This window comes from Oscillospiraceae bacterium (assembly GCA_022483045.1).
GTDB lineage: Bacteria > Bacillota > Clostridia > Oscillospirales > Acutalibacteraceae > Caproicibacterium.
This window is the reverse complement of sequence record JAKVOA010000001.1, coordinates 845,946-864,541: the sequence shown is the minus strand read 5'-3', so window position 1 is coordinate 864,541 and position 18,596 is coordinate 845,946. Positions and strand designations below refer to the sequence as shown.

The following is an 18,596-nucleotide window of genomic DNA, read 5'->3' as shown; positions in this document are numbered from 1 at the left end:
GGTGAAAAGTGATGCAGCCAGAAAAAGGAAAGAATGAAGCCCAAGAGACAGCAGTAAAAGAAGTGATGTCGCAGCTTCCCGCTTATCTGCAGGAGACCATATATCAGACAGGTTTAAGTGCAAATTCAGCAGAAAACATTCAGCAGTTTGCAGAAAGTTTTGCACAGGAAGAAACTGACAGACCTTGAGCAAAGCCTGCCGTTAAACAGAAAAAGGACCGGTCTCTGCGGAAGACCGGCCCTTTTTTAACAGGGGATTTCTGTATAAGATGATTAAGATAAAACTGAAGCAAATTGAATCTGCAGTAGGAACTTTTAAACAATTGTCAGCGCTGCCTTTATCTGTGCGCCGTTCATTGCGGTATATTTTCCATCCATAGAGTAAGTGGAAATGCGCAGCAGCAGCGTATAGTTCCCTTTGGCCGGAATATTTTTGCCTTGAAACGAAGTGATTGCTTTGCCGGGCTTAATCAAATCTGACTTGTACAGGGTCTTTCCTGTTTCGGCAACTTCCAGTGTATACTGAAAATAACAGGGGTTTCCTTTCGGATTGACCAGGCTGATATTGACCGAATCTGCAGAACGGTAAATCGTCAGATTGCTGTACCCGGGGATTTTGATACCGGCCGAGGAATTGCTTCCCGAAAGTGTTTTGTCCCATTCTGTTGTGCCTTCAGCAACGACCATGCCGCCAGTATTTGGAGCAGCTTTGCTTTGGCCGGCGTGAATCCACAAAAACGCAAATACACAACCCAGTACAGCGAGGATTCCCACAAGCCAGCAAATTATAACCTTTTTCCGATTCTTTGTTTTTCCCATGGCGGTTTCTTATGTTCCTTTCATTGCCGAAAATTTTCTATCTGTAAAAAAGCCTTTTTGTTTACTCAGGCTTTGTCAGTAAGGGAAACGCCGTAAGTAACATAGCCGGTGTATTTCGCACCTTTCTGAATGACCAGGTTCTGGTTAGTCGCACCGGGGTAATCTAATGCGCAGGGCTTAATCTGATAATCTTTGCTGCCATTTGCTGTAAAGGAAGCAAGCTCCATTCCTTTAATCTGGTTTTCCACAGCGCCAGTCTTCCACTCGCCGTCGGTGCCCTTAACATCCAGGGTCATCAGGTAGTCATTGCCGCCGTTTGGATTTTTTGCCTGCAGATACAGCCGGCCGTAAACGCCGCAGCCATTTGCCAGTGTGACAGAGACTTTCTTGTTTGCCGGAATGTAGTCTACATTGCTGGCAGTAATCGGGATATTTGTAGCTTCTTTTGCACTGATATTAACGGTCGCGGGAACCGTAATTTCATAGGTTGGGTCGTTGGGAACATAAAGGCTAAAATTAGTTTTCCCGCCATCGCTTGCACTGGCGGAAACTGCCATGCTGCATACAAGGGCTGCTCCTGCAATAACGGCTGCAATTCTTCTTGAGGTTTTCATAAAAATCTTCCTTTCCTGCTTCTGTAAATATGCGGCGAAAAAATGACTTTCTGTACCTATAAAGCCAATATACCTGACAACAGAATTTTCTTTTGAAAGCTGGTCAGGACCAGGCGGACGCTATGCTGGTTCCTGCCGGAAGCGACTCTGCCTCAGGCCGGCTTCTATTTTGAATCCCCTCCTTACTGTGAACTCATCCGTCAAAAAATAGGATAAGGCAGCAATGTTCATTTTTTCGCAAAAGCATGTAAAAAGGCGGTTAAAATGCAGAATTATTAATACATAATTCCCTATAACCAGGATTTCAAGAAGATATTTACAGAAATGCGGGCATAAAAAAATCCCTGCATGCAAGGTCTGCAAAACAGGGATTAGATTTTTAAAGGCGTCTCAGTTTATGCGAACTGGTATACCCCGCCCTTTTAAGTATTCTTTTAGCTGCGGAATTGTGATTTCCCCAAAATGGAACAGAGAAGCCGCCAAAACGGCATCTGCTTTTCCTTTGGTGAAAGCGTCGTAAAAGTGTTCCAGTTTTCCGGCACCGCCGGAGGCAATAACCGGTACCGAAACCGACCCGCTGACTGCAGCGGTCAGTGCAAGGTCATAGCCCTGTTTTACGCCATCTTCATCCATACTGGTCAGCAAAATCTCGCCGGCACCAAGAGAGACGGCTTCCTTTGCCCACTCCAGTGCATCTAGACCAGTATCTTTTCTGCCACCGTTGATGTACACTGTCCAGCCGCCGGCCGGCCGACGTTTGGCATCGATTGCACACACGACACACTGACTGCCAAATCTCTCGGCAGCTTCTGTAATCAGCTGTGGATTTTGGACAGCCGCACTGTTAACCGATACCTTGTCGGCACCAGCACGCAGCAGCACCTGAAAATCTTCCGCTGTGCGAATGCCGCCGCCAACCGTGAAAGGAATAAAAATTTGTTTGGCTACGCTGCTGACATAGGCCAGCTGTGTTCCGCGTGCCTGTGCAGAAGCCGTAATATCCAGCAGTACCAGTTCATCTGCACCCTGCCTGTCGTATTCGGCCGCACACGCTACCGGGTCGCCGGCATCGCGCAAATGAACAAATGAGGTTCCCTTTACAACCCGCCCATCTTTAACATCCAGACAGGGGATAATTCGTTTTGCATACATAATGGTTATGCCTCCTTTGCCAAAGCGACGAAGTTTTTAAGCATCTGCAGACCGATACGACCGCTTTTTTCCGGATGAAACTGTGTCGCATACAGATTGCCGCGGTGTACAGCTGCATCAATCTCTACACCGTACTGCGCTGTTGCTGCAACGACGTTCCGGTCAGCCGCTTTCAGGTAATAAGAATGTACAAAATAGACATAAGGCTCTGGGGGCAGGTTTTGGAAAATGCCGGAGGAATCCTTTACCGTAAGGCTATTCCAGCCGATATGGGGAATTTTAAGACCGGGGGACGGCGGAATCCGGCAGATTTTGCCATGCAGAACGCCAAGGCCCTTTACCCCCGGGGCCTCTTCGCTCTCATCAAACAGCAGCTGCAAACCAAGGCAAATGCCAAGGAAAGGTTTATCCGAATTTGCTAGGCTGCGCACAGTATCCACCAAACCGGAGCGCTGCAAATGTTCCATAGCGTCGGCAAAAGCCCCAACGCCGGGCAGCACAGCGGCATCTGCTGCATGAAGAACCGCTGGGTCTGCCGTTACCTGTACTTCACTGCCAATATATTGAAATGCCTTGATGACACTTTGCAGATTTCCAGCACCGTAATCAATAACTGCTATCATAAGACCCTCCTGTTTTTCCTTACTGTGGTCAAGCTGAAGATATAAAACAGTTTAGCATGTTCAAGTGGTAAAGTCAATTTGCTTTCTGCTTTGTATTCCCTGTTTTACGGGCCGCAGAGCTATATTTTTGCAGACAAAAACATACAGATAAAAGGGAATTTGACAAACACTTTTTTCACGATTATGATAGAGAGCAAGACTTTTGCTGGGAGACGGAAATTTATGGATTATCGGGAAATTGTTTCTCTGATCGGCATTGCCGTAGGGCTGAGCATGGACGCATTTGCAGTGAGCATTGCAAACGGAGCTGTTACACGAAACATTCGTCCAGCCTTTGCGCTGAAAGTTGCCGGATGTTTTGGCGCTTTTCAGGCTTTTATGCCGGTGATCGGCTGGCTGATCGGCAAAGCCGGCGAAAGCTTCATCAGCGCAGTTGACCACTGGATTGCTCTGATTCTTTTGTCAATTATCGGTATCCAAATGCTGCGGGAAGCACATCAATGCAAAGGAGACGACACCTGCCTGCAGGACGACATTCCGCTGAAGCGGCTGCTGACACTCGCCGTAGCTACCAGCATTGACGCACTGGCAACCGGCATTCTGCTGCCCAGTGCAGTGGGGGCCGATACATGGCAGCTGCTTCTATTTTCTGTCTGCCTAATCGGTCTGATTACATTTGCACTATGCTATATCGGCATTTATATCGGCAAAAAGTTTGGTGACCGGTTTACAGACAAAGCACAGATCATCGGTGGACTGGTGCTCATTGGCATCGGCGTAAAAATATTTGTAGAACACATGTGGTTTTCCTAAAAGCTTTTTTCAGCCGCCGGTTTCCGGCGGCTCTTCTTTTTCTGTCATGTGGTAAACCCGGCACAGAGCATCAATGCGGCTGCGCACCTCATCCCGCACGTAAGTCGGCGCCAAAACGGCTAGGCGGCTGCCGCACTGCAAAATCCACGCATACAGTCCTTCACTAACGCAAACCGACACGTGAGCAGTAAACTGGGTTTCACTGTACTCTAATATTTCAATGGCAGCACCGAAGCGGTCATTTACAACATCCAGCAGATTGTTTTCGCAGCGAATCAGCAGTTCTTCTTCCCGCCCGCCAAACAAAAAAAACTGATGGCGCAGATAGTCCGCGGTATCAAAGCGCTTCGTGTAGCGGGTAACTTCTGAAAAAGGACGTGCATCTTCAGGAAGTTTTTGTACACCATACATACGGTCCAGGCGATAATTTGCAACATTGCTGTATTTCTGATAATTGCCGGCTAAGTAATAATAATCACCATGCCAAAAAAGCGCATAAGGGCTAATGGAAAACAGGCGCCCCTCATCTGGCTGAATCCGGCTGTCCCGAATGGCACAGTGGTAATACCGAAAATTTACTTTTTTCCCGAGGGCGATAGCCTGATAAAGGGTGTTAATGGTACTTCCAATTTCAGCGTTACTCTGTTTATATACCGGGTCATAATAAATCTGTTTCTGCAAAGCTGCGCAGTCGCGCCGGTCGACCATATTCTGCAGCTTTTCCGTTAAATTACACGTCATTTCTTCCGTAAGAAACGGCGCAGCATTGACGGCATCAATTAAAATGCGCACTTCCGGTGTTTTCAGGTCGCGCGAAGCAAGATAATAGCCGGCTGTGGGCGTACGTGTAAAAAGAATTGGGTAACCGAACGCGCGTAATGAAGCAATGTCGCGTCCAACGGCTTTACGGGCGCAGCAAATGCCTTTATTCTGCAAATAATGAAGAATATCCGCCATAGAGAGCGGATGATCATCAGAAGACTCGCGACTTAAAAACTGCATAATCTGCAAAAGGCGCAGGTCCTTTTTTTCCGTTTTAGGCATAGGTTTTCGCTTCCTCGTATTTTGAGTTTGTTCCCCTATATTTTAACGCATTTATACCGGCAGCTGCAAGCACCAACAAAGCCTCCGCTTCCCTTTTTCTTCTTTTTATATATTTTTACGTGATTTTACAAAAGTCATAGAAAATTTTGCCTAGTTTTAGAAAAAATCACTAAGCAGATACTTGTCTTATATTTGGAAAAATGTTATAATATTAACGAAGTATTTTTAAAGTGATCTTGTTTTGTTGGAACCTTATTTTTAGGAAAGGCAGTTGGAAAAAATTATGAGTTTTAAAGAAGAATATGCACAAAAACTGATGTCCGCTGACCAGGCAATTCAGGCCGTCAAGTCCGGCGACTGGGTCGACCTTGGCTTTAACTGCGGCACAGTACATGATTTGGATATTGCACTTGCCAAACATGTACAAAACCTGAAAGATGTAAAGATTCGCCTTGGTATCGAAATGGAGCAGCCCGCTATCTATGATGTACCCAATGCGATTGATCACTTTACTGTTTATTCTTGGTTCTACACTGCCTTTGAGCGCCGCTACGCATCAAAGGGCTTCATCACCACCGTCCCTCACCGCTTTTCTGAAATGCCGGGCTATTACCGCAATGAGCTTCCACCGATTGATGTGGCAATGTGCCAGGTTTCGCCGATGGACAAACACGGCTATTTCAGCTTTGGCCCCTCCGGCGCCATGCAAGATGCCGCTTTTTCACGTGCAAAGTATATTATCGTAGAGGTAAACCCAAAGCTGCCGCGCTGTATTGGCAACTATCAGGAGAGAATCCCGATTTCCCGCGTAAACGCGATTGTTGAAATGAAAGACCCCTATGTACGCTGCATGGGCGAAGCAAAGCCGTCTACTGAAGTTGACCTTGCTGTAGCAAAGCAGATTGTAAAAGAGATTCCAAACGGTGCCTGCCTGCAGCTGGGCATTGGCGGAATGCCCAACGCCGTGGGTTCTTTGCTGGCAGAGTCTGACCTGAAAGACCTTGGTGTACACACCGAAATGTACGTAGATTCCTATGTAAAGATGGCAGAACGCGGCATTATCACTGGCGCCAAAAAGGGACTCAACCCCGGTATGCAGGTCTATGCTTTTGCTTCCGGACGGCAGGAACTTTATGATTACCTGGACGACAACCCGACCTGCATGGCAATGCCTGTCGACTATGTCAATGACCCGCGCATTATCGCGCAGCACGACAATATGATTTCAATTAACAACATCGTAAACATTGACCTTTACGGCCAGGTTAACGGTGAATCTAACGGGTTCCGTCAGATTTCTGGTGCCGGCGGTCAGCTTGACTTTGTTCTTGGTGCCTATATGTCCCACGGCGGCAAGAGCTTCATCTGCTGCTCTTCCACTTTCAAGGACAAACAGGGCAAGGTTCAGTCTCGCATTCTGCCGGTTCTGCATCCCGGCTCGGCTGTCACCGACGCCCGCCCCAACACGCAGTATGTCGTAACAGAATATGGCATGGTAAACCTGAAAGGCACCTCTGCCTGGGGCCGTGCAGAAAAGCTGATCAGCATTGCGCATCCGGACTGCCGCGAACAGCTGATTAAAGCTGCAGAAGAACAGGGCATTTGGCGCAGAAGCAACAAAATCTGATTTTCCCTTTTTACAAAAGAAGCGGTACAGCGTAAAAGCTGTGCCGCCTTTTTTACTGTTTCTGTGAAAATGCACATTATCGTTTAAAAGAATGGGAACACGGGTGCTTTTATCCGCTGATAGGGCATCTGTACTTCCACCCCTTTTGTTTATGCTGGCAATGTAATATTAAACTGATGAATCATATCCTGCAGGCCCTCGGATATTTCTGTACGCTCAAAGCCGGCTTTGTCAAGTTCATCATCCGTTTTATGGTTTAGTTTTACATAGAAGTCGATTGCCATTTCTAGGTAACGGTAGTTTTTTGTATCAAGATCTGCATACAGCAGATCTTCCGCTGCATTCAGCTGATTCTTCTGCAAAAGGTCATTCAGCTGTGCATACAAAGCATTGACCTGTGTGTCTTTTTCATGTTCAAGTGGAAGATAGTTTGGCGTTTCTTTATCAAAAATAATCTTTGCAAGCAATTTTGCATCGACATCAACCTGCTCTTCTTCCCAGTTATTTTCAAGCATGGACTGAAACCCCGATTTCAAAAAAGTATTTGCATTATTATAACACAAAAAAGCCCAGCTGCAAAGATTGCTCTTCACAGCTGAACTTTTTAACAAATCTTATCTTCCTGCAGCCTAAACTGCCTATGTTTTTCTGCATTACGAGAAAACAAACATGTAAAGTGCCACAGAAAGCACCTGAAAGTTAAAGATTACTTGGAGTAATCGTAGAAGCCCTTACCGGTCTTACGGCCGAGCAGACCGCCGCGAACCATCTTGCGCAGCAGCGGAGCAGGACGATACTTAGAGTCGCCTGTCTCAGAGTACAGAACTTCCATAACATCGAGAACGATATCGTTGCCGATCAAGTCGGACAAAGCCAGCGGACCCATCGGGTGGTTTGCGCCAAGCTTCATTGCGGTATCGATATCCTCAGCAGAAGCAGTGCCCTCGGAGAGGACAACAATGCCTTCGTTAATCATCGGAACCAAAATGCGGTTTACAACGAAGCCAGGAGCTTCTTTGACCTGCACAGGGGTCTTGCCGATTTCAGTAGAGATAGCCTTTACGCGCTCAACAACCTCGTCAGGGGTGTTGATGCCGGCAATGACTTCGACCAGCTTCATAACAGGAGCCGGGTTGAAGAAATGCATGCCAACAACCGGATGCTTAATGCCATGGCCGATCTCTGTGATAGACAGAGAAGAAGTGTTGGAAGTAAAGATGCACTCGGGCTTGCAGAGCTCATCGAGCTGCTTGAAGATACCCTGCTTAATGTCCATCTTCTCCAGAGCTGCTTCAACAATCAGATCGCAGTCAGCCGCAATTTCATTTGTGCCAGTTGTAACTTTAGCAAGAATGGAGTCTTCTTTAGCCTGATCAATCTTGCCCTTCTTTACCAGACGATCAAGGCTCTTCTGAATCTTGCCCTTGCCGCCTGCTGCCCACTCTGCCTTTACGTCGCAAAGACGGACTTCATAGCCCTCTGTCTGAGCAAAAGCCTGTGCAATGCCGGAGCCCATGGTTCCTGCGCCAATAACGCCAACGATCATGAGAAAAGTCCTCCTATCAAATATAAAATTTTAAAGCATCAATTACTTATTGATAAATGGATCGTGCTTCCGTTTTTCAACAAAAGCAGTCATCGCATTGTGCTGGTCCTGTGTGCCGCAGCAAGCAGCAAACATTTCCGGCTCAAAAGAAGTTGCAGAATCAATATCCATCTGCAGACCCATGTTGATGGCTTTCTTGCACTGACGAACGGCGATTGGTGCGTTGCCAGAAATACGCTGTGCCATCTTCATGGCTTCATCCATCAGCTGCTCTGCCGGATAAACGGCATTTACCAGACCCACGCGATAAGCTTCATCAGCCTTAATATTGCGGGCGGTATAGATCATTTCCTTTGCCTTGCCGACACCAATCGTGCGGGCAAGACGCTGTGTGCCGCCAAAGCCGGGGGTAATACCCAAGCCAGCCTCAGGCTGTCCGAAGACAGCATTTTCAGCAGCAAGGCGAATATCACAGCTCAAAGAGAGCTCGCACCCACCGCCAAGTGCAAAACCGTTTACTGCAGCGATGACAGGCATCGGCAGCTTTTCAATTTTGCGGAAAACCTGATTGCCGTTTGCACTGAACGCACGGCCCTCTGCAGAGCCCATGGTGCTCATGGCGCCAATATCTGCGCCGGCGACAAACGATTTCTTGCCAGCACCGGTGACAATGACGCAGCGGGTCTTGTCCGCATCGATTGCGTCAATGACAGCTTCCAAGTCAGCAAGGACCTCAGGATTTAAAGCATTCAAGGCTTTTTCGCGGTCAATGGTAACAATACCGACGAAATCCTTTTGTTCATATTTTACATAGCTCATTTTTTCAGCCTTCTTTTACTATACAATACCGAAAGAGATTATTCGTATCTCTTAACGATTGTAGCAACACCCATGCCGCCGCCAACACAAAGAGTAGCAAGGCCATACTCGCTGCTTCTCTTCTGCATTTCATACATCAGGGTGGTCAGGATACGGCAACCAGAGCAGCCAACCGGATGGCCCAGAGCAATAGCGCCGCCGTTGACGTTGACTTTGCTCATGTCGAATTCCAGTTCACGGCAAACTTCAATGGACTGTGCAGCAAAAGCTTCGTTTGCTTCGACCAGGTCCATATCCTTTACGGACATGCCGCTGTGCTTCATAACTTTCTTTGTTGCATCGATCGGGCCCAGGCCCATGTAAGCCGGATCAACACCAGCAGAAGCGCCGTCGATCCAATAAGCCATTGGCTTGACACCGAGTTCTTTTGCTTTGTCTTCTGTCATTACGATAACAGCGGAAGCTGCATCGTTGATACCGGAGGAGTTGGCAGCGGTAACAGTGCCGCCCTCTTTGAAGCAAGGCTTCAAGTGAGCAAGGCTCTCAGCAGTAATACCGGCACGCGGCGGCTCATCCTTGTCGATAAGGACAGTCTTCTTTTTCTGCTTCACTTCGACAGGAACGATCTCATCGTTGAACTTGCCCTCGGCAATAGCCTTCTGGCATTTCTGCTGGCTGTTTGCAGAGAACTCATCCTGCATTTCACGAGTGATGCCGTATTTCTCAGCAACATTTTCTGCAGTGATGCCCATCGGGTAATGATGGAAAGTATCCCACAGACCATCGTTCTGCATGGAGTCGATGAGGACACCGTCATTCAAACGATAGCCGAAACGAGCTTTTTTCAGCAGGTAAGGAGCGTTGGACATGTTCTCAGCACCGCCGGCAACAATAACGTCTGCCTGGCCAGACTGGATCAGACCAGCAGCGACGTTGATGCTCTTCAGGCCGGAACCGCAAAGGTTGTTCAGTGTGAAAGCAGGCGTGCTGATCGGAATACCAGCATATACAGAAGCCTGACGAGCAACATTCTGGCCAATGCCGCCCTGGAATACGCAGCCCAGGATAACTTCATCGACAGCCTCTGCCGGTACACCAGAGCGCTTCAGAGCCTCTTTTACAACGATTGTTGCCAGCTCAGGAGTATAAGTGTTTACAAATACGCCACCCATTTTGCCGATTGGAGTACGGCAGGCACCTGCTAATACGATTTTCTTAGACATTTGTTGTTTCCCCCATTCATTTATTTCAGCTGTTTTTGCCGCCCCATGCCGGTGCGGGAAACCAGCTTTTTAACACAAGTTAAATATATCACAAACTGTTGCCGATTGCAAGGATTTTGTTAAAGTTTTAGCAAACTTTTTACAATATTTTCACGAAAAATACACAGATACCCCCCCTTGCTTTCGTCTAAATTATCATAACATACAATTAGGCGCTTGGAAAGCCCTATCAGGTTATTTTTTTATAAAATTTATTATTAATTCAAAATAAATACTGTAAAAAACAGAATAGCCGCATATTTAGCGGGCAAAAGCCGATTGTACCTGAAATAATGCTGGAAAACTGGGCTTATTGGGTGCTTCTTCTTCATTTACTCCCGTAAGACCGATTTTGCATGGCCCATCTTTTGAGCAGTCAAAACGCTGTTTCTTACAAAAGAAAGCCCTTCCCCGCTTTTTTCTTTTGCAGCAGAAGGTCCTACCTATTAAAAGAAATAAAAAAATAAAAAGCACACTTCACCGCAAGGACAGCCATTTTTGTACCCGGTAAATTACTTTCAACGCTTTTGTGCTGTCTGAAAATGATTTTGCGTCTCAATTTGCGGACCCAAATATTTCTGCCGTGTAGAAAAGCCCAATATCACAATGAAAGCGGGATTTAGGAAAATGAGCCCCAGCGTAAACCAGCCCTGGTTGCCAAAGGAGCGTGACAAATTCACATTCATAAGAATGTAAACAATGTCTGCTACGATTGTCAGCAGGGATGCCAGCATTTCTGGAACAAACATTCCCGAAAAGCTTCTCATCAGTGCGGCCAGCAGCAGGCTGCCAAAAAGAGCCCAGAACATCTTTTTGTCCCAGCTAATCTTAAAGAGCAGGTATAAATTATAAAATGGGACTACGGATTTCCAGCCGGCAACATGCGCCTTTGTAAATACACGCCAGAGAGCAACCACATAAAAAACATATATCACTGTCAAGATAACGTGATGCGCTACCACAAATGCTATAACTGCTTTCATGCTGCTTATCTCCTTTTTGGGGCGTCTTTGCGGTGATGAAGTGTGTTTTTTCTTATACTCCTCTCTATTTCTGCCATATTAACATATATTCAACAAAAAATCAATTATAATTTGATATTTTTTAAACAATATATTTATTTTTAATAATTTAATCCTTTCTTGACTTCTATTCCCCACATATTGGACCAACTCTTTTGGCGCACAGGGTTCTGCTTTATCTGTTATTTGCGAAAATGCCGGGGCAAACGATTGCACCAGCCGCCTTTTTTCGGTATAATAAAAGAACGTCAACGAAAAGGGGTAAATTTTATGGAAAAACAGACAGTCAGGACCCGCTTTGCACCCAGCCCAACGGGGTTTATGCATGTTGGCAACCTGCGTACCGCCCTGTTTGAGTACTTGATTGCAAAGTCACAGGGAGGCAGCTTTGTCCTGCGCATTGAAGACACAGACCAAGAGCGCTTTGTAGAAGGCGCCACAGATGTGATTTATCATACATTACAGCAAGTCGGCCTGCAGCATGATGAAGGCCCAGACATCGGCGGCCCCTACGGCCCCTATGTGCAAAGTCAGCGAAAAGATATCTACCTGCCTTACGCACAGCAGCTGGTAAAGGAAGGAAAAGCCTATTACTGCTTCTGCAGCAAAGAACGCCTTGCCTCTCTGCACGATGAAAACGGGATAGGCGGATACGACCGTCACTGCCGCAATCTGCCGCCGGAAGAAACTGAAAGGCTGCTGCAATCCGGCACGCCGTGGGTTATTCGGCAGAAAATGCCCTTAAAGGGCAGCACTTCGTTTACCGACAGTGTCTTTGGAATCATCACGATTGAAAACAGCGAATTGGAAGACCAAATTTTAATTAAATCAGACGGCTACCCAACTTACAACTTCGCGAATGTTATAGATGACCACCTAATGCACATTACACATGTAGTGCGCGGCTGCGAATACCTGACCAGCACGCCAAAGTATGACCTGCTGTATGAAGCCTTTGGCTGGCCGATTCCAACCTATGTGCATCTGCCGCTGATTATGGGCCGCAACCCGGACGGCTCAACCAGCAAGCTTTCTAAGCGGCACGGCTCCACCGGATTTGAAGACCTGCTGAAAGAGGGCTATCTGCCGGAAGCAATTATCAACTACATTGCTTTGCTAGGTTGGGCGCCCAAAGATACGCAGGAGCTCTTTACCCTGCCAGAACTCACCGAAGCTTTCAGCATTGACGGCATCAGCAAAAGTCCTGCCGTCTTTGACTACGAAAAGCTGACCTGGATGAACGGCGAATATATTAAGAAAATGCCCAAAGAAACCTTTATTGAAAAAGCCATGCCGTATTTCCGCGAAATCTTTGGCAGTGCAGAAAAAGACTGGGGCATTTTGGCAGACATGCTGCAGCCGCGTGTGCTGAAGCTGCCGGAAATTCCGGAGATGCTGCAGTTTTTCCGTGAACTGCCCCAGTACGATGCGGAACTTTTTGTCAATAAAAAGAGCAAGGCAACTTTGCAAAATGCACCGGTCATGCTGCAGGCAGCTATTGCGAATTTGACTGCGCTCTCTGACTGGAGCGTCGGCTCCCTGCACGAAAACCTGCTGGACCTGGCAAAGAAACTGGAAGTGAAAAACGGCACACTTCTGTGGCCTGTCCGCATAGCGGCTGCGGGACAGAAAGTAACCCCCGGCGGCGCTATGGAGATTCTTTCCCTGCTTGGCAAAGAGGAATCTCTGCGCCGGCTGCAGAGCGGTTTAGAAAAAGTAAAAAGCGCCGGCTAATGATTGTCCCTATTCTATATATATTATGTTTAGAAAATCAGGAGGACTCTTTATGAGCGAAACGACTGACAAGTGCCCCGCACCTGAAGAAACGGGCAGCGGAAACTTCATTCATACATTTATTACAGAAGATATTGCGGAAAACGGCCGCTACGCCGGTCAGCAGGTGCACACCCGCTTTCCACCGGAACCAAACGGCTACCTGCACATCGGACATGCAAAAGCGATCTGCGTTGATTTCGGCACCGCAGAAAAATTCGGCGGTCTGTGCAATCTGCGCATGGATGACACAAACCCAACCAAAGAAGATACCGAATACGTCGACGCAATCAAAGAGGACATTCACTGGCTCGGTTTTGACTGGGGCGACCGCTTTCATTACGCCTCTGATTACTTTGACACCATGTACGACCTGGCGGTAAAGCTGATTAAAAAAGGCCTCGCCTACATCTGTGAACTGACCCCAGAACAGATGCACGACAACCGCGGCGACCTCTCTCATCCGGCGGTGAGTCCCTACCGTGACCGCCCAGTTGCAGAGAGCCTCGACCTGTTTGCACGCATGAAAAAAGGCGAATTTGCCGATGGACGTATGACCCTGCGTGCAAAGATTGACCTTGCCTCGGGCAATTTCAATCTGCGTGACCCGGTCATTTACCGCATCAATCACACAGCACACCACCGCACCGGCACAAAGTGGTGCATCTACCCCATGTATGACTTTGCCCACCCGATTGAAGATGCTATTGAAGGAATCACCCACTCGCTGTGCACACTAGAATTTGAGGACCACCGCCCCCTGTACGAATGGGTCATCAACAACATTGACCTGCCGGCAAAACCGCGGCAGATTGAATTTGCCCGTTTGGGCATTAACAACACCGTTATGAGCAAGCGCAAACTGCGCAAACTGGTGGAGGGCAACTATGTTTCCGGCTGGGACGATCCACGTATGCCAACCCTCTGCGGCCTGCGCCGCCGTGGCTTTACGCCGGCATCTATCCGCAATTTCTGTGAGCGCATCGGTGTTTCAAAAGTGAACTCAACCGTCGACTATGACTTTTTGGAACACTGCCTGCGGGAAGATCTGAATCTCAACGCACAGCGCACCATGGCGGTTTTACACCCGATTAAGCTGATCCTTACAAATTACCCGGAAGATAAAACCGAAACGTTTGTCATGCAGAATAACCCTGAGCGTGAGCAGGATGGAAGTCACACAGTAAGTTTTTCCCACGAACTATGGATTGACGCAAGCGACTTTCTGGAGACGCCAGTCAAAGGTTACCGCCGGCTCTTTCCCGGAAATGAAGTCCGCTTGAAAGCAGCCTATATTGTGCGCTGCACCGGATGCGAAAAAGATGCAAATGGAAACATTAAAACTGTTTTTGCTGCGTATGATCCAGCTACACGCGGCGGAGATACACCGGATGGCCGCAAAGTGCGCGGCACAATTCACTGGGTCGACGCACACAACTGTGTTGATGCAGAAGTTCGGCTGTACGGCAGTCTGTTTACTGTAGCAGAGCCGGAACAGGAAGAGGACTTTCTGCAGGTCATCAATCCAAATTCCCTTACAATCCTTCAGGGATGCAAAGTAGAGCCGGCTATGCAGAATGCAGATCCGAAAACCGCTTTTCAGTTTATGCGGGAAGGGTACTTCTGCTTTGACAAAGACTCTGCTTCAACGCACATGGTCTTTAATCGCTCTGTTTCTCTGAAAGACAGCTTTAAACCCAAAAAGAAAAAATAAGCTTTCCTATTGTTGAATATTAAAAAGAATCGCCTGTCCTTTCCGCTGTATGCGAAAAAACAAGCGATTCTTTTTATTTTGTCTTTTTTTCGGCAGGGAGAATCTTTTGGGCAAAGAACTGTGCCGGGGAGAGATCTGGCGGACGCAGAAAGCGGCCGAGTTCATACAGACAAGCCGGGTCCTGTGTAATGTGATTCATTTTTTCTGTACAGGTCAACGTTGCACGAAATCCGACGGCATGAATCACATCGCCTGCCGCTTCGCTTACCGCACCAAACGGATAGACAAAGGTATTCATGTGGACACCGGTATGCTCATAAAACAACGCCTGATTATGCGTCAGATCTTCCTGCAGCATTTTTTGGTAATCTGCAACGCTTTCAGAGCGGCGCTTGCTGGCACCAAGCCGACCATGGTGGTTTTGGTGCAGATTATAGGTATGATTCTGCACCTCGACACAGCCGCTCTGCAGCATTTCATTCAGCTCTTTCCACGTAACATGGGAGTAGGTCAGGTGGTCGCTGTCTGCTTTGCTGAACTGCTCTGTACAAATGCCTATGGGCGACAGGACCATTTTCATATGATACTTTTTGACCAGCGGAAAAGCATATTTATAATTGTTGTAGTAGCCGTCATCAAAAGAGAGCATAACCGGTTTTTTAGGCAAAGTGCCTTCTCCATTGACTGCATTCAGCAAGTCCTGCATAGTGACGGCGGTATAGCCCTCTTTTTGCAGATACTGCAGGTCTTGCTCAAAAAGTGTTGGAGAAACAATGTAGCGGCCGTGTAAAACAGACGGCGGCAGCATGCTGTGATACATAAGAATCGGCAGAGAAATGCCGGCAGGCTGCACTGCCTTTGCCGACACAGGCACCGCACTGCTTGCTGCGTGCAGGCAGCCGGCCCCCGCTAAAATGACTGCTGCTGCGCAAAGCGTAGCAGCTGCCCTGCGCAGTTTCCGCTGTACTAGTTTCAATGCGTGCACCCCCCTTCTTTACATACGGGAAATGCACTGATTTTATGCTTTTTTATGTGGGATTATCTGTCTTCACAGACACCTGTCAAGTCGAACAACGGAATATACGTCTTTTTTGCAGAAGACAGGTCCTGGACAAAGCCGTCTAAATTGAGGTCAAACAAGTGCTGCTCTACTTTTTTGTACTCGCGGGTGGTTACCCGGCGGGTCAGCTCCGGATACGCTTTGACATCCCCACAGGGTGTGTACTGCCCCATCAGACTGACTAGTGTCCCTTTGGGCAGGTTTTCCGCAAGCCAGTCAAGCGCAGCAATCGTATTGCGTGTATGCCCCGGCAGCAACAGGTGGCGCACAATGGTGCCGCTCTGCAGAATACCATTATCATCAAAGCGGCAGGGGCCGGTCTGACGGGTCATTTCTAAAATTGCTGCGCGCGCTTTTTCTGTGTAATCCGACGCATGGGAAAAACGAACAGCGAGGGTATCATCATCGTATTTATAATCGGGTAAATAAATCTGCACCAAGCCGTCCAGCATTTGCAGTGTTTTAAGGGACTCATATCCGCTGGAATTGTAGACAACCGGCACCGGCAGCGGGCGCAGCTTCAGAGCCTCTGCTACAGCAGGAACAAAGTGTGCCGCGCTTACCAAATTGATATTCAGTGCGCCCTGGTCAATCAGGCGGAAAAAGATGTCTGAAAGTTGCTGCACGGAAACCTGCCTGCCCACAGCGCGCTCTGTACTGATTTGATGGTTTTGGCAGAAAATACACTGAAGCGAACAGCCTGTAAAGAAAACAGCGCCGCTCCCCTGTTTGCCGCTGATGCATGGCTCTTCCCAGTAATGCAGCGCCGCGCGCGCCACAACAGGCAGAGTGCCCATTTTGCAGTACCCGCTTCCCTCATTCTCTGTACGCACACAGCCACAGCTGCGCGGACACAGTCTGCAGGAATCCATCTTCATTGTTCCTCCTCCGCCAAAGAGAGGATTCCACACATGCCGCCGCGCTTTCCGGCAGTTGCCCGGTGTGACCACAAGAGATCTGGATGACAGCGGGTGCAGAGCATTCCCTTTTCAATCTTTGTTACACCGGCCCGCCGCAGGACCTGCGCATTTGCTTCCCATAAGTCAATGTTCCACTTTCCGCCGCCTTTCTTAGTAACACAGGTATCAGCAGAAAAACGCGGATTATTTAAAAATTCTTTTGCGACAGGTTCATCTACCTCAAAACAGCAAGGACCGATGGATGGGCCAATGCCAACCAACAAATCCTGCGGCTCTGTACCAAAGCTGCGCTGCATGGCGGCGACAGCCTCCCCTGCCATACCAGCAACCGTACCGCGCCAGCCGGCATGTGCAACGCCAATAGCCCGATGAACCGGGTCAGCAAAAAGTAGGGGAACGCAATCTGCTCCGTAAACACACAGCGCAACGTGCGGTTCATTTGTAATCAGGCCGTCAATATCATGCCATGGCTTTGGGCGAAGAATACCCATGCCGCGTTCTTTCTGCCCAACACGCAGGATGTTGGTTTTATGTGTCTGCGCTGTCGCAACAAGGTCCTCTACTGCAAAACCAGCTGCGCTGCAAAAGCGTCGGTAGTTTTCCAAAACATTTTCATCCCGGTCTCCGCGCCCAAAACCGAGATTCATTGACTGATAGATGCCGCTGCTGACTCCGCCGCGCCGAGTGGCAAAGGCGTGATGCAGCCAAGTCTGCCTGGCAAAAGAAGGCAGCTGCAAAAAAGGGACACCATCTTTTTCTAACAAAAGCATATTTTCGGCAGTTTTCATGGTTTCCTCCGAAAGCAAATTTTTTCTTTTTAGTGTAACATTCTGTATTTTAAAAAGCAAGACAGCAAAAAAGCTGCCCGCAGGCAGCTTTTGCAAAAAATTTTGCTGTTATACAGGCGGCTCCTCAGCCTTATCTTCCGGCGGTTTCGGGGGAAGCAGCGCACGGGCTGTTTTCCGTACAGAAAGGCCCTCATACTTCAGCTTAAACTGTACCCGACCGCCAAAGTCTTTTCCGCAGGAAGGGCAGGCAAAAACGGCGTGAAAACTTTTGTTATGCAGGACCCAGTCTGTTTTTTTCTTGGCTGTATTGCCACAGAAAGGGCACTTGAACGTTAAATCCGCATTTTTCAGCATTGGGTTTTCAATATCGCACAAAATAACCGTACGAAATTCCATGCGGTCATAAAATTCTTTTGTAAGGGCATTCTGTACAAAAGGTTTTAAGCGGTCTCTTTTGTAGAGCTTTTGCAGGCACTGCAGGGAGAGCAGGCTGTCATCCAGCGCACGGTGATGGTCGTATGGTTCTTCATCTATACCCAGCATCTGTGCCGCAGTGGACAGCCCAATCTGCTGTCCCTTTTTATAAGAAAGGCAGGATTCGCAGTACGCCTGCAGGTCAGCATACTCTTGCAGAAACGGAATGTGCCCCGAACCGCTGAAATAGCGGCAGTTTTCAATCAGGGCCAAAATATCGGAAGTTCCCCATGTCATGAGAAGGCAGTCGCCCGCCCAGCGGCGGAAAAGACTGACAACCCGCATAAACGGCCCCCCGTGCTCCAGCTCTTCGTCGGTAATGCTAGTGAGTGTCGCAATTTTCCCGCTGATTTTTTTGCCCACCTGCGGCCGTACCAGCATAGAAAAGGTATCCTGTATCTGCAAACTGCTGTCAACTTTGACTGCGCCGAATTCGATAATCTCATTGATGAAGCCTTTCAGTCGCCTGCTGTAGGTGCCGTTCCACTCCAGGTCTAAAATGACGATTGGTTTCATATCTATTCCTT

19 protein-coding genes are annotated in these 18,596 nt (G+C 48.1%); 5 read left to right on the top strand and 14 right to left on the bottom strand.

From position 1 onward, the window contains the following. Positions 1-11 precede the first annotated feature (11 nt). Positions 12-188 carry a hypothetical protein gene (locus LKE53_04150; protein MCH3971953.1) on the top strand — a complete coding sequence of 59 codons (177 nt, stop codon included), beginning with the start codon at positions 12-14 and terminating at the stop codon, positions 186-188. 126 nt (positions 189-314) lie between these two features. Here the strand turns inward: LKE53_04150 and LKE53_04145 are convergent, their stop codons facing one another. The 4 genes from LKE53_04145 to hisH all read right to left on the bottom strand — a co-directional run bounded on the left by LKE53_04145 (position 315) and on the right by hisH (position 3,207). Beyond that, entirely contained in the window at positions 315-818 is a 504-nt protein-coding gene (locus LKE53_04145; GenBank protein MCH3971952.1) for a hypothetical protein, read from the bottom strand. Between the two features lie 65 nt (positions 819-883). Next, positions 884-1,432, bottom strand: a complete 549-nt coding sequence (locus LKE53_04140) for a hypothetical protein (GenBank protein MCH3971951.1) — start codon at positions 1,430-1,432, stop codon at positions 884-886. Between the two features lie 390 nt (positions 1,433-1,822). Further along, on the bottom strand, positions 1,823-2,584 hold the full coding sequence (hisF, locus tag LKE53_04135; protein ID MCH3971950.1) for an imidazole glycerol phosphate synthase subunit HisF: 762 nt from the start codon (positions 2,582-2,584) through the stop codon (positions 1,823-1,825). A 5-nt stretch (positions 2,585-2,589) separates the two neighbouring features. Further along, positions 2,590-3,207 carry an imidazole glycerol phosphate synthase subunit HisH gene (hisH, locus tag LKE53_04130; protein MCH3971949.1) on the bottom strand — a complete coding sequence of 206 codons (618 nt, stop codon included), beginning with the start codon at positions 3,205-3,207 and terminating at the stop codon, positions 2,590-2,592. A 222-nt stretch (positions 3,208-3,429) separates the two neighbouring features. Here hisH and LKE53_04125 point away from each other — a divergent pair, with 222 nt between their 5' ends. Next, positions 3,430-4,020, top strand: a complete 591-nt coding sequence (locus LKE53_04125) for a manganese efflux pump MntP family protein (GenBank protein ID MCH3971948.1) — start codon at positions 3,430-3,432, stop codon at positions 4,018-4,020. 9 nt (positions 4,021-4,029) lie between these two features. On the opposite strand, the gene LKE53_04120 is transcribed toward LKE53_04125, so the two are convergent. Next, on the bottom strand, positions 4,030-5,064 hold the full coding sequence (locus LKE53_04120; protein ID MCH3971947.1) for a WYL domain-containing protein: 1,035 nt from the start codon (positions 5,062-5,064) through the stop codon (positions 4,030-4,032). Between the two features lie 283 nt (positions 5,065-5,347). Here LKE53_04120 and LKE53_04115 point away from each other — a divergent pair, with 283 nt between their 5' ends. After that, on the top strand, positions 5,348-6,691 hold the full coding sequence (locus tag LKE53_04115) for a butyryl-CoA:acetate CoA-transferase (protein ID MCH3971946.1): 1,344 nt from the start codon (positions 5,348-5,350) through the stop codon (positions 6,689-6,691). 149 nt (positions 6,692-6,840) lie between these two features. Here the strand turns inward: LKE53_04115 and LKE53_04110 are convergent, their stop codons facing one another. From LKE53_04110 to LKE53_04090, 5 genes are all read right to left on the bottom strand, one after another. After that, positions 6,841-7,206 (bottom strand): DUF6483 family protein, encoded by a 366-nt coding sequence (locus LKE53_04110; GenBank protein MCH3971945.1) that lies wholly within the window; start codon positions 7,204-7,206, stop codon positions 6,841-6,843. Positions 7,207-7,397: 191 nt separating this feature from the next. Then, positions 7,398-8,237, bottom strand: coding sequence for a 3-hydroxybutyryl-CoA dehydrogenase (locus LKE53_04105; protein MCH3971944.1), 840 nt, complete (start codon positions 8,235-8,237; stop codon positions 7,398-7,400). 42 nt (positions 8,238-8,279) lie between these two features. After that, the gene (locus tag LKE53_04100; protein MCH3971943.1) at positions 8,280-9,056 is read right to left on the bottom strand and encodes an enoyl-CoA hydratase-related protein; all 777 of its coding nucleotides are present in this window, start codon (positions 9,054-9,056) and stop codon (positions 8,280-8,282) included. A gap of 38 nt (positions 9,057-9,094) precedes the next feature. Beyond that, positions 9,095-10,279, bottom strand: coding sequence for an acetyl-CoA C-acetyltransferase (locus LKE53_04095; GenBank protein ID MCH3971942.1), 1,185 nt, complete (start codon positions 10,277-10,279; stop codon positions 9,095-9,097). Positions 10,280-10,836: 557 nt separating this feature from the next. Further along, positions 10,837-11,301, bottom strand: coding sequence for a DUF5684 domain-containing protein (locus LKE53_04090; protein ID MCH3971941.1), 465 nt, complete (start codon positions 11,299-11,301; stop codon positions 10,837-10,839). A 309-nt stretch (positions 11,302-11,610) separates the two neighbouring features. Between LKE53_04090 and gltX the strand changes: the two genes are divergently transcribed. Continuing rightward, entirely contained in the window at positions 11,611-13,074 is a 1,464-nt protein-coding gene (gltX, locus tag LKE53_04085; GenBank protein MCH3971940.1) for a glutamate--tRNA ligase, read from the top strand. A gap of 52 nt (positions 13,075-13,126) precedes the next feature. Further along, positions 13,127-14,827, top strand: a complete 1,701-nt coding sequence (locus LKE53_04080) for a glutamine--tRNA ligase/YqeY domain fusion protein (protein ID MCH3971939.1) — start codon at positions 13,127-13,129, stop codon at positions 14,825-14,827. Between the two features lie 73 nt (positions 14,828-14,900). Here LKE53_04080 and LKE53_04075 read toward each other — a convergent pair whose 3' ends face one another. From LKE53_04075 to LKE53_04060, 4 genes are all read right to left on the bottom strand, one after another. Further along, a complete protein-coding gene (locus tag LKE53_04075) occupies positions 14,901-15,803 on the bottom strand; it encodes a polysaccharide deacetylase family protein (protein MCH3971938.1) in 903 nt (300 codons plus the stop codon). A 62-nt stretch (positions 15,804-15,865) separates the two neighbouring features. Next, a complete protein-coding gene (locus LKE53_04070) occupies positions 15,866-16,765 on the bottom strand; it encodes a radical SAM protein (protein MCH3971937.1) in 900 nt (299 codons plus the stop codon). Next, positions 16,762-17,595, bottom strand: a complete 834-nt coding sequence (pgeF, locus tag LKE53_04065; GenBank protein MCH3971936.1) for a peptidoglycan editing factor PgeF — start codon at positions 17,593-17,595, stop codon at positions 16,762-16,764. The genes LKE53_04070 and pgeF overlap by 4 nt, the downstream gene beginning before the upstream one ends. A 108-nt stretch (positions 17,596-17,703) precedes the next feature. Continuing rightward, entirely contained in the window at positions 17,704-18,585 is an 882-nt protein-coding gene (locus tag LKE53_04060; GenBank protein ID MCH3971935.1) for an exonuclease domain-containing protein, read from the bottom strand. Between the last annotated feature and the right edge of the window lie 11 nt (positions 18,586-18,596).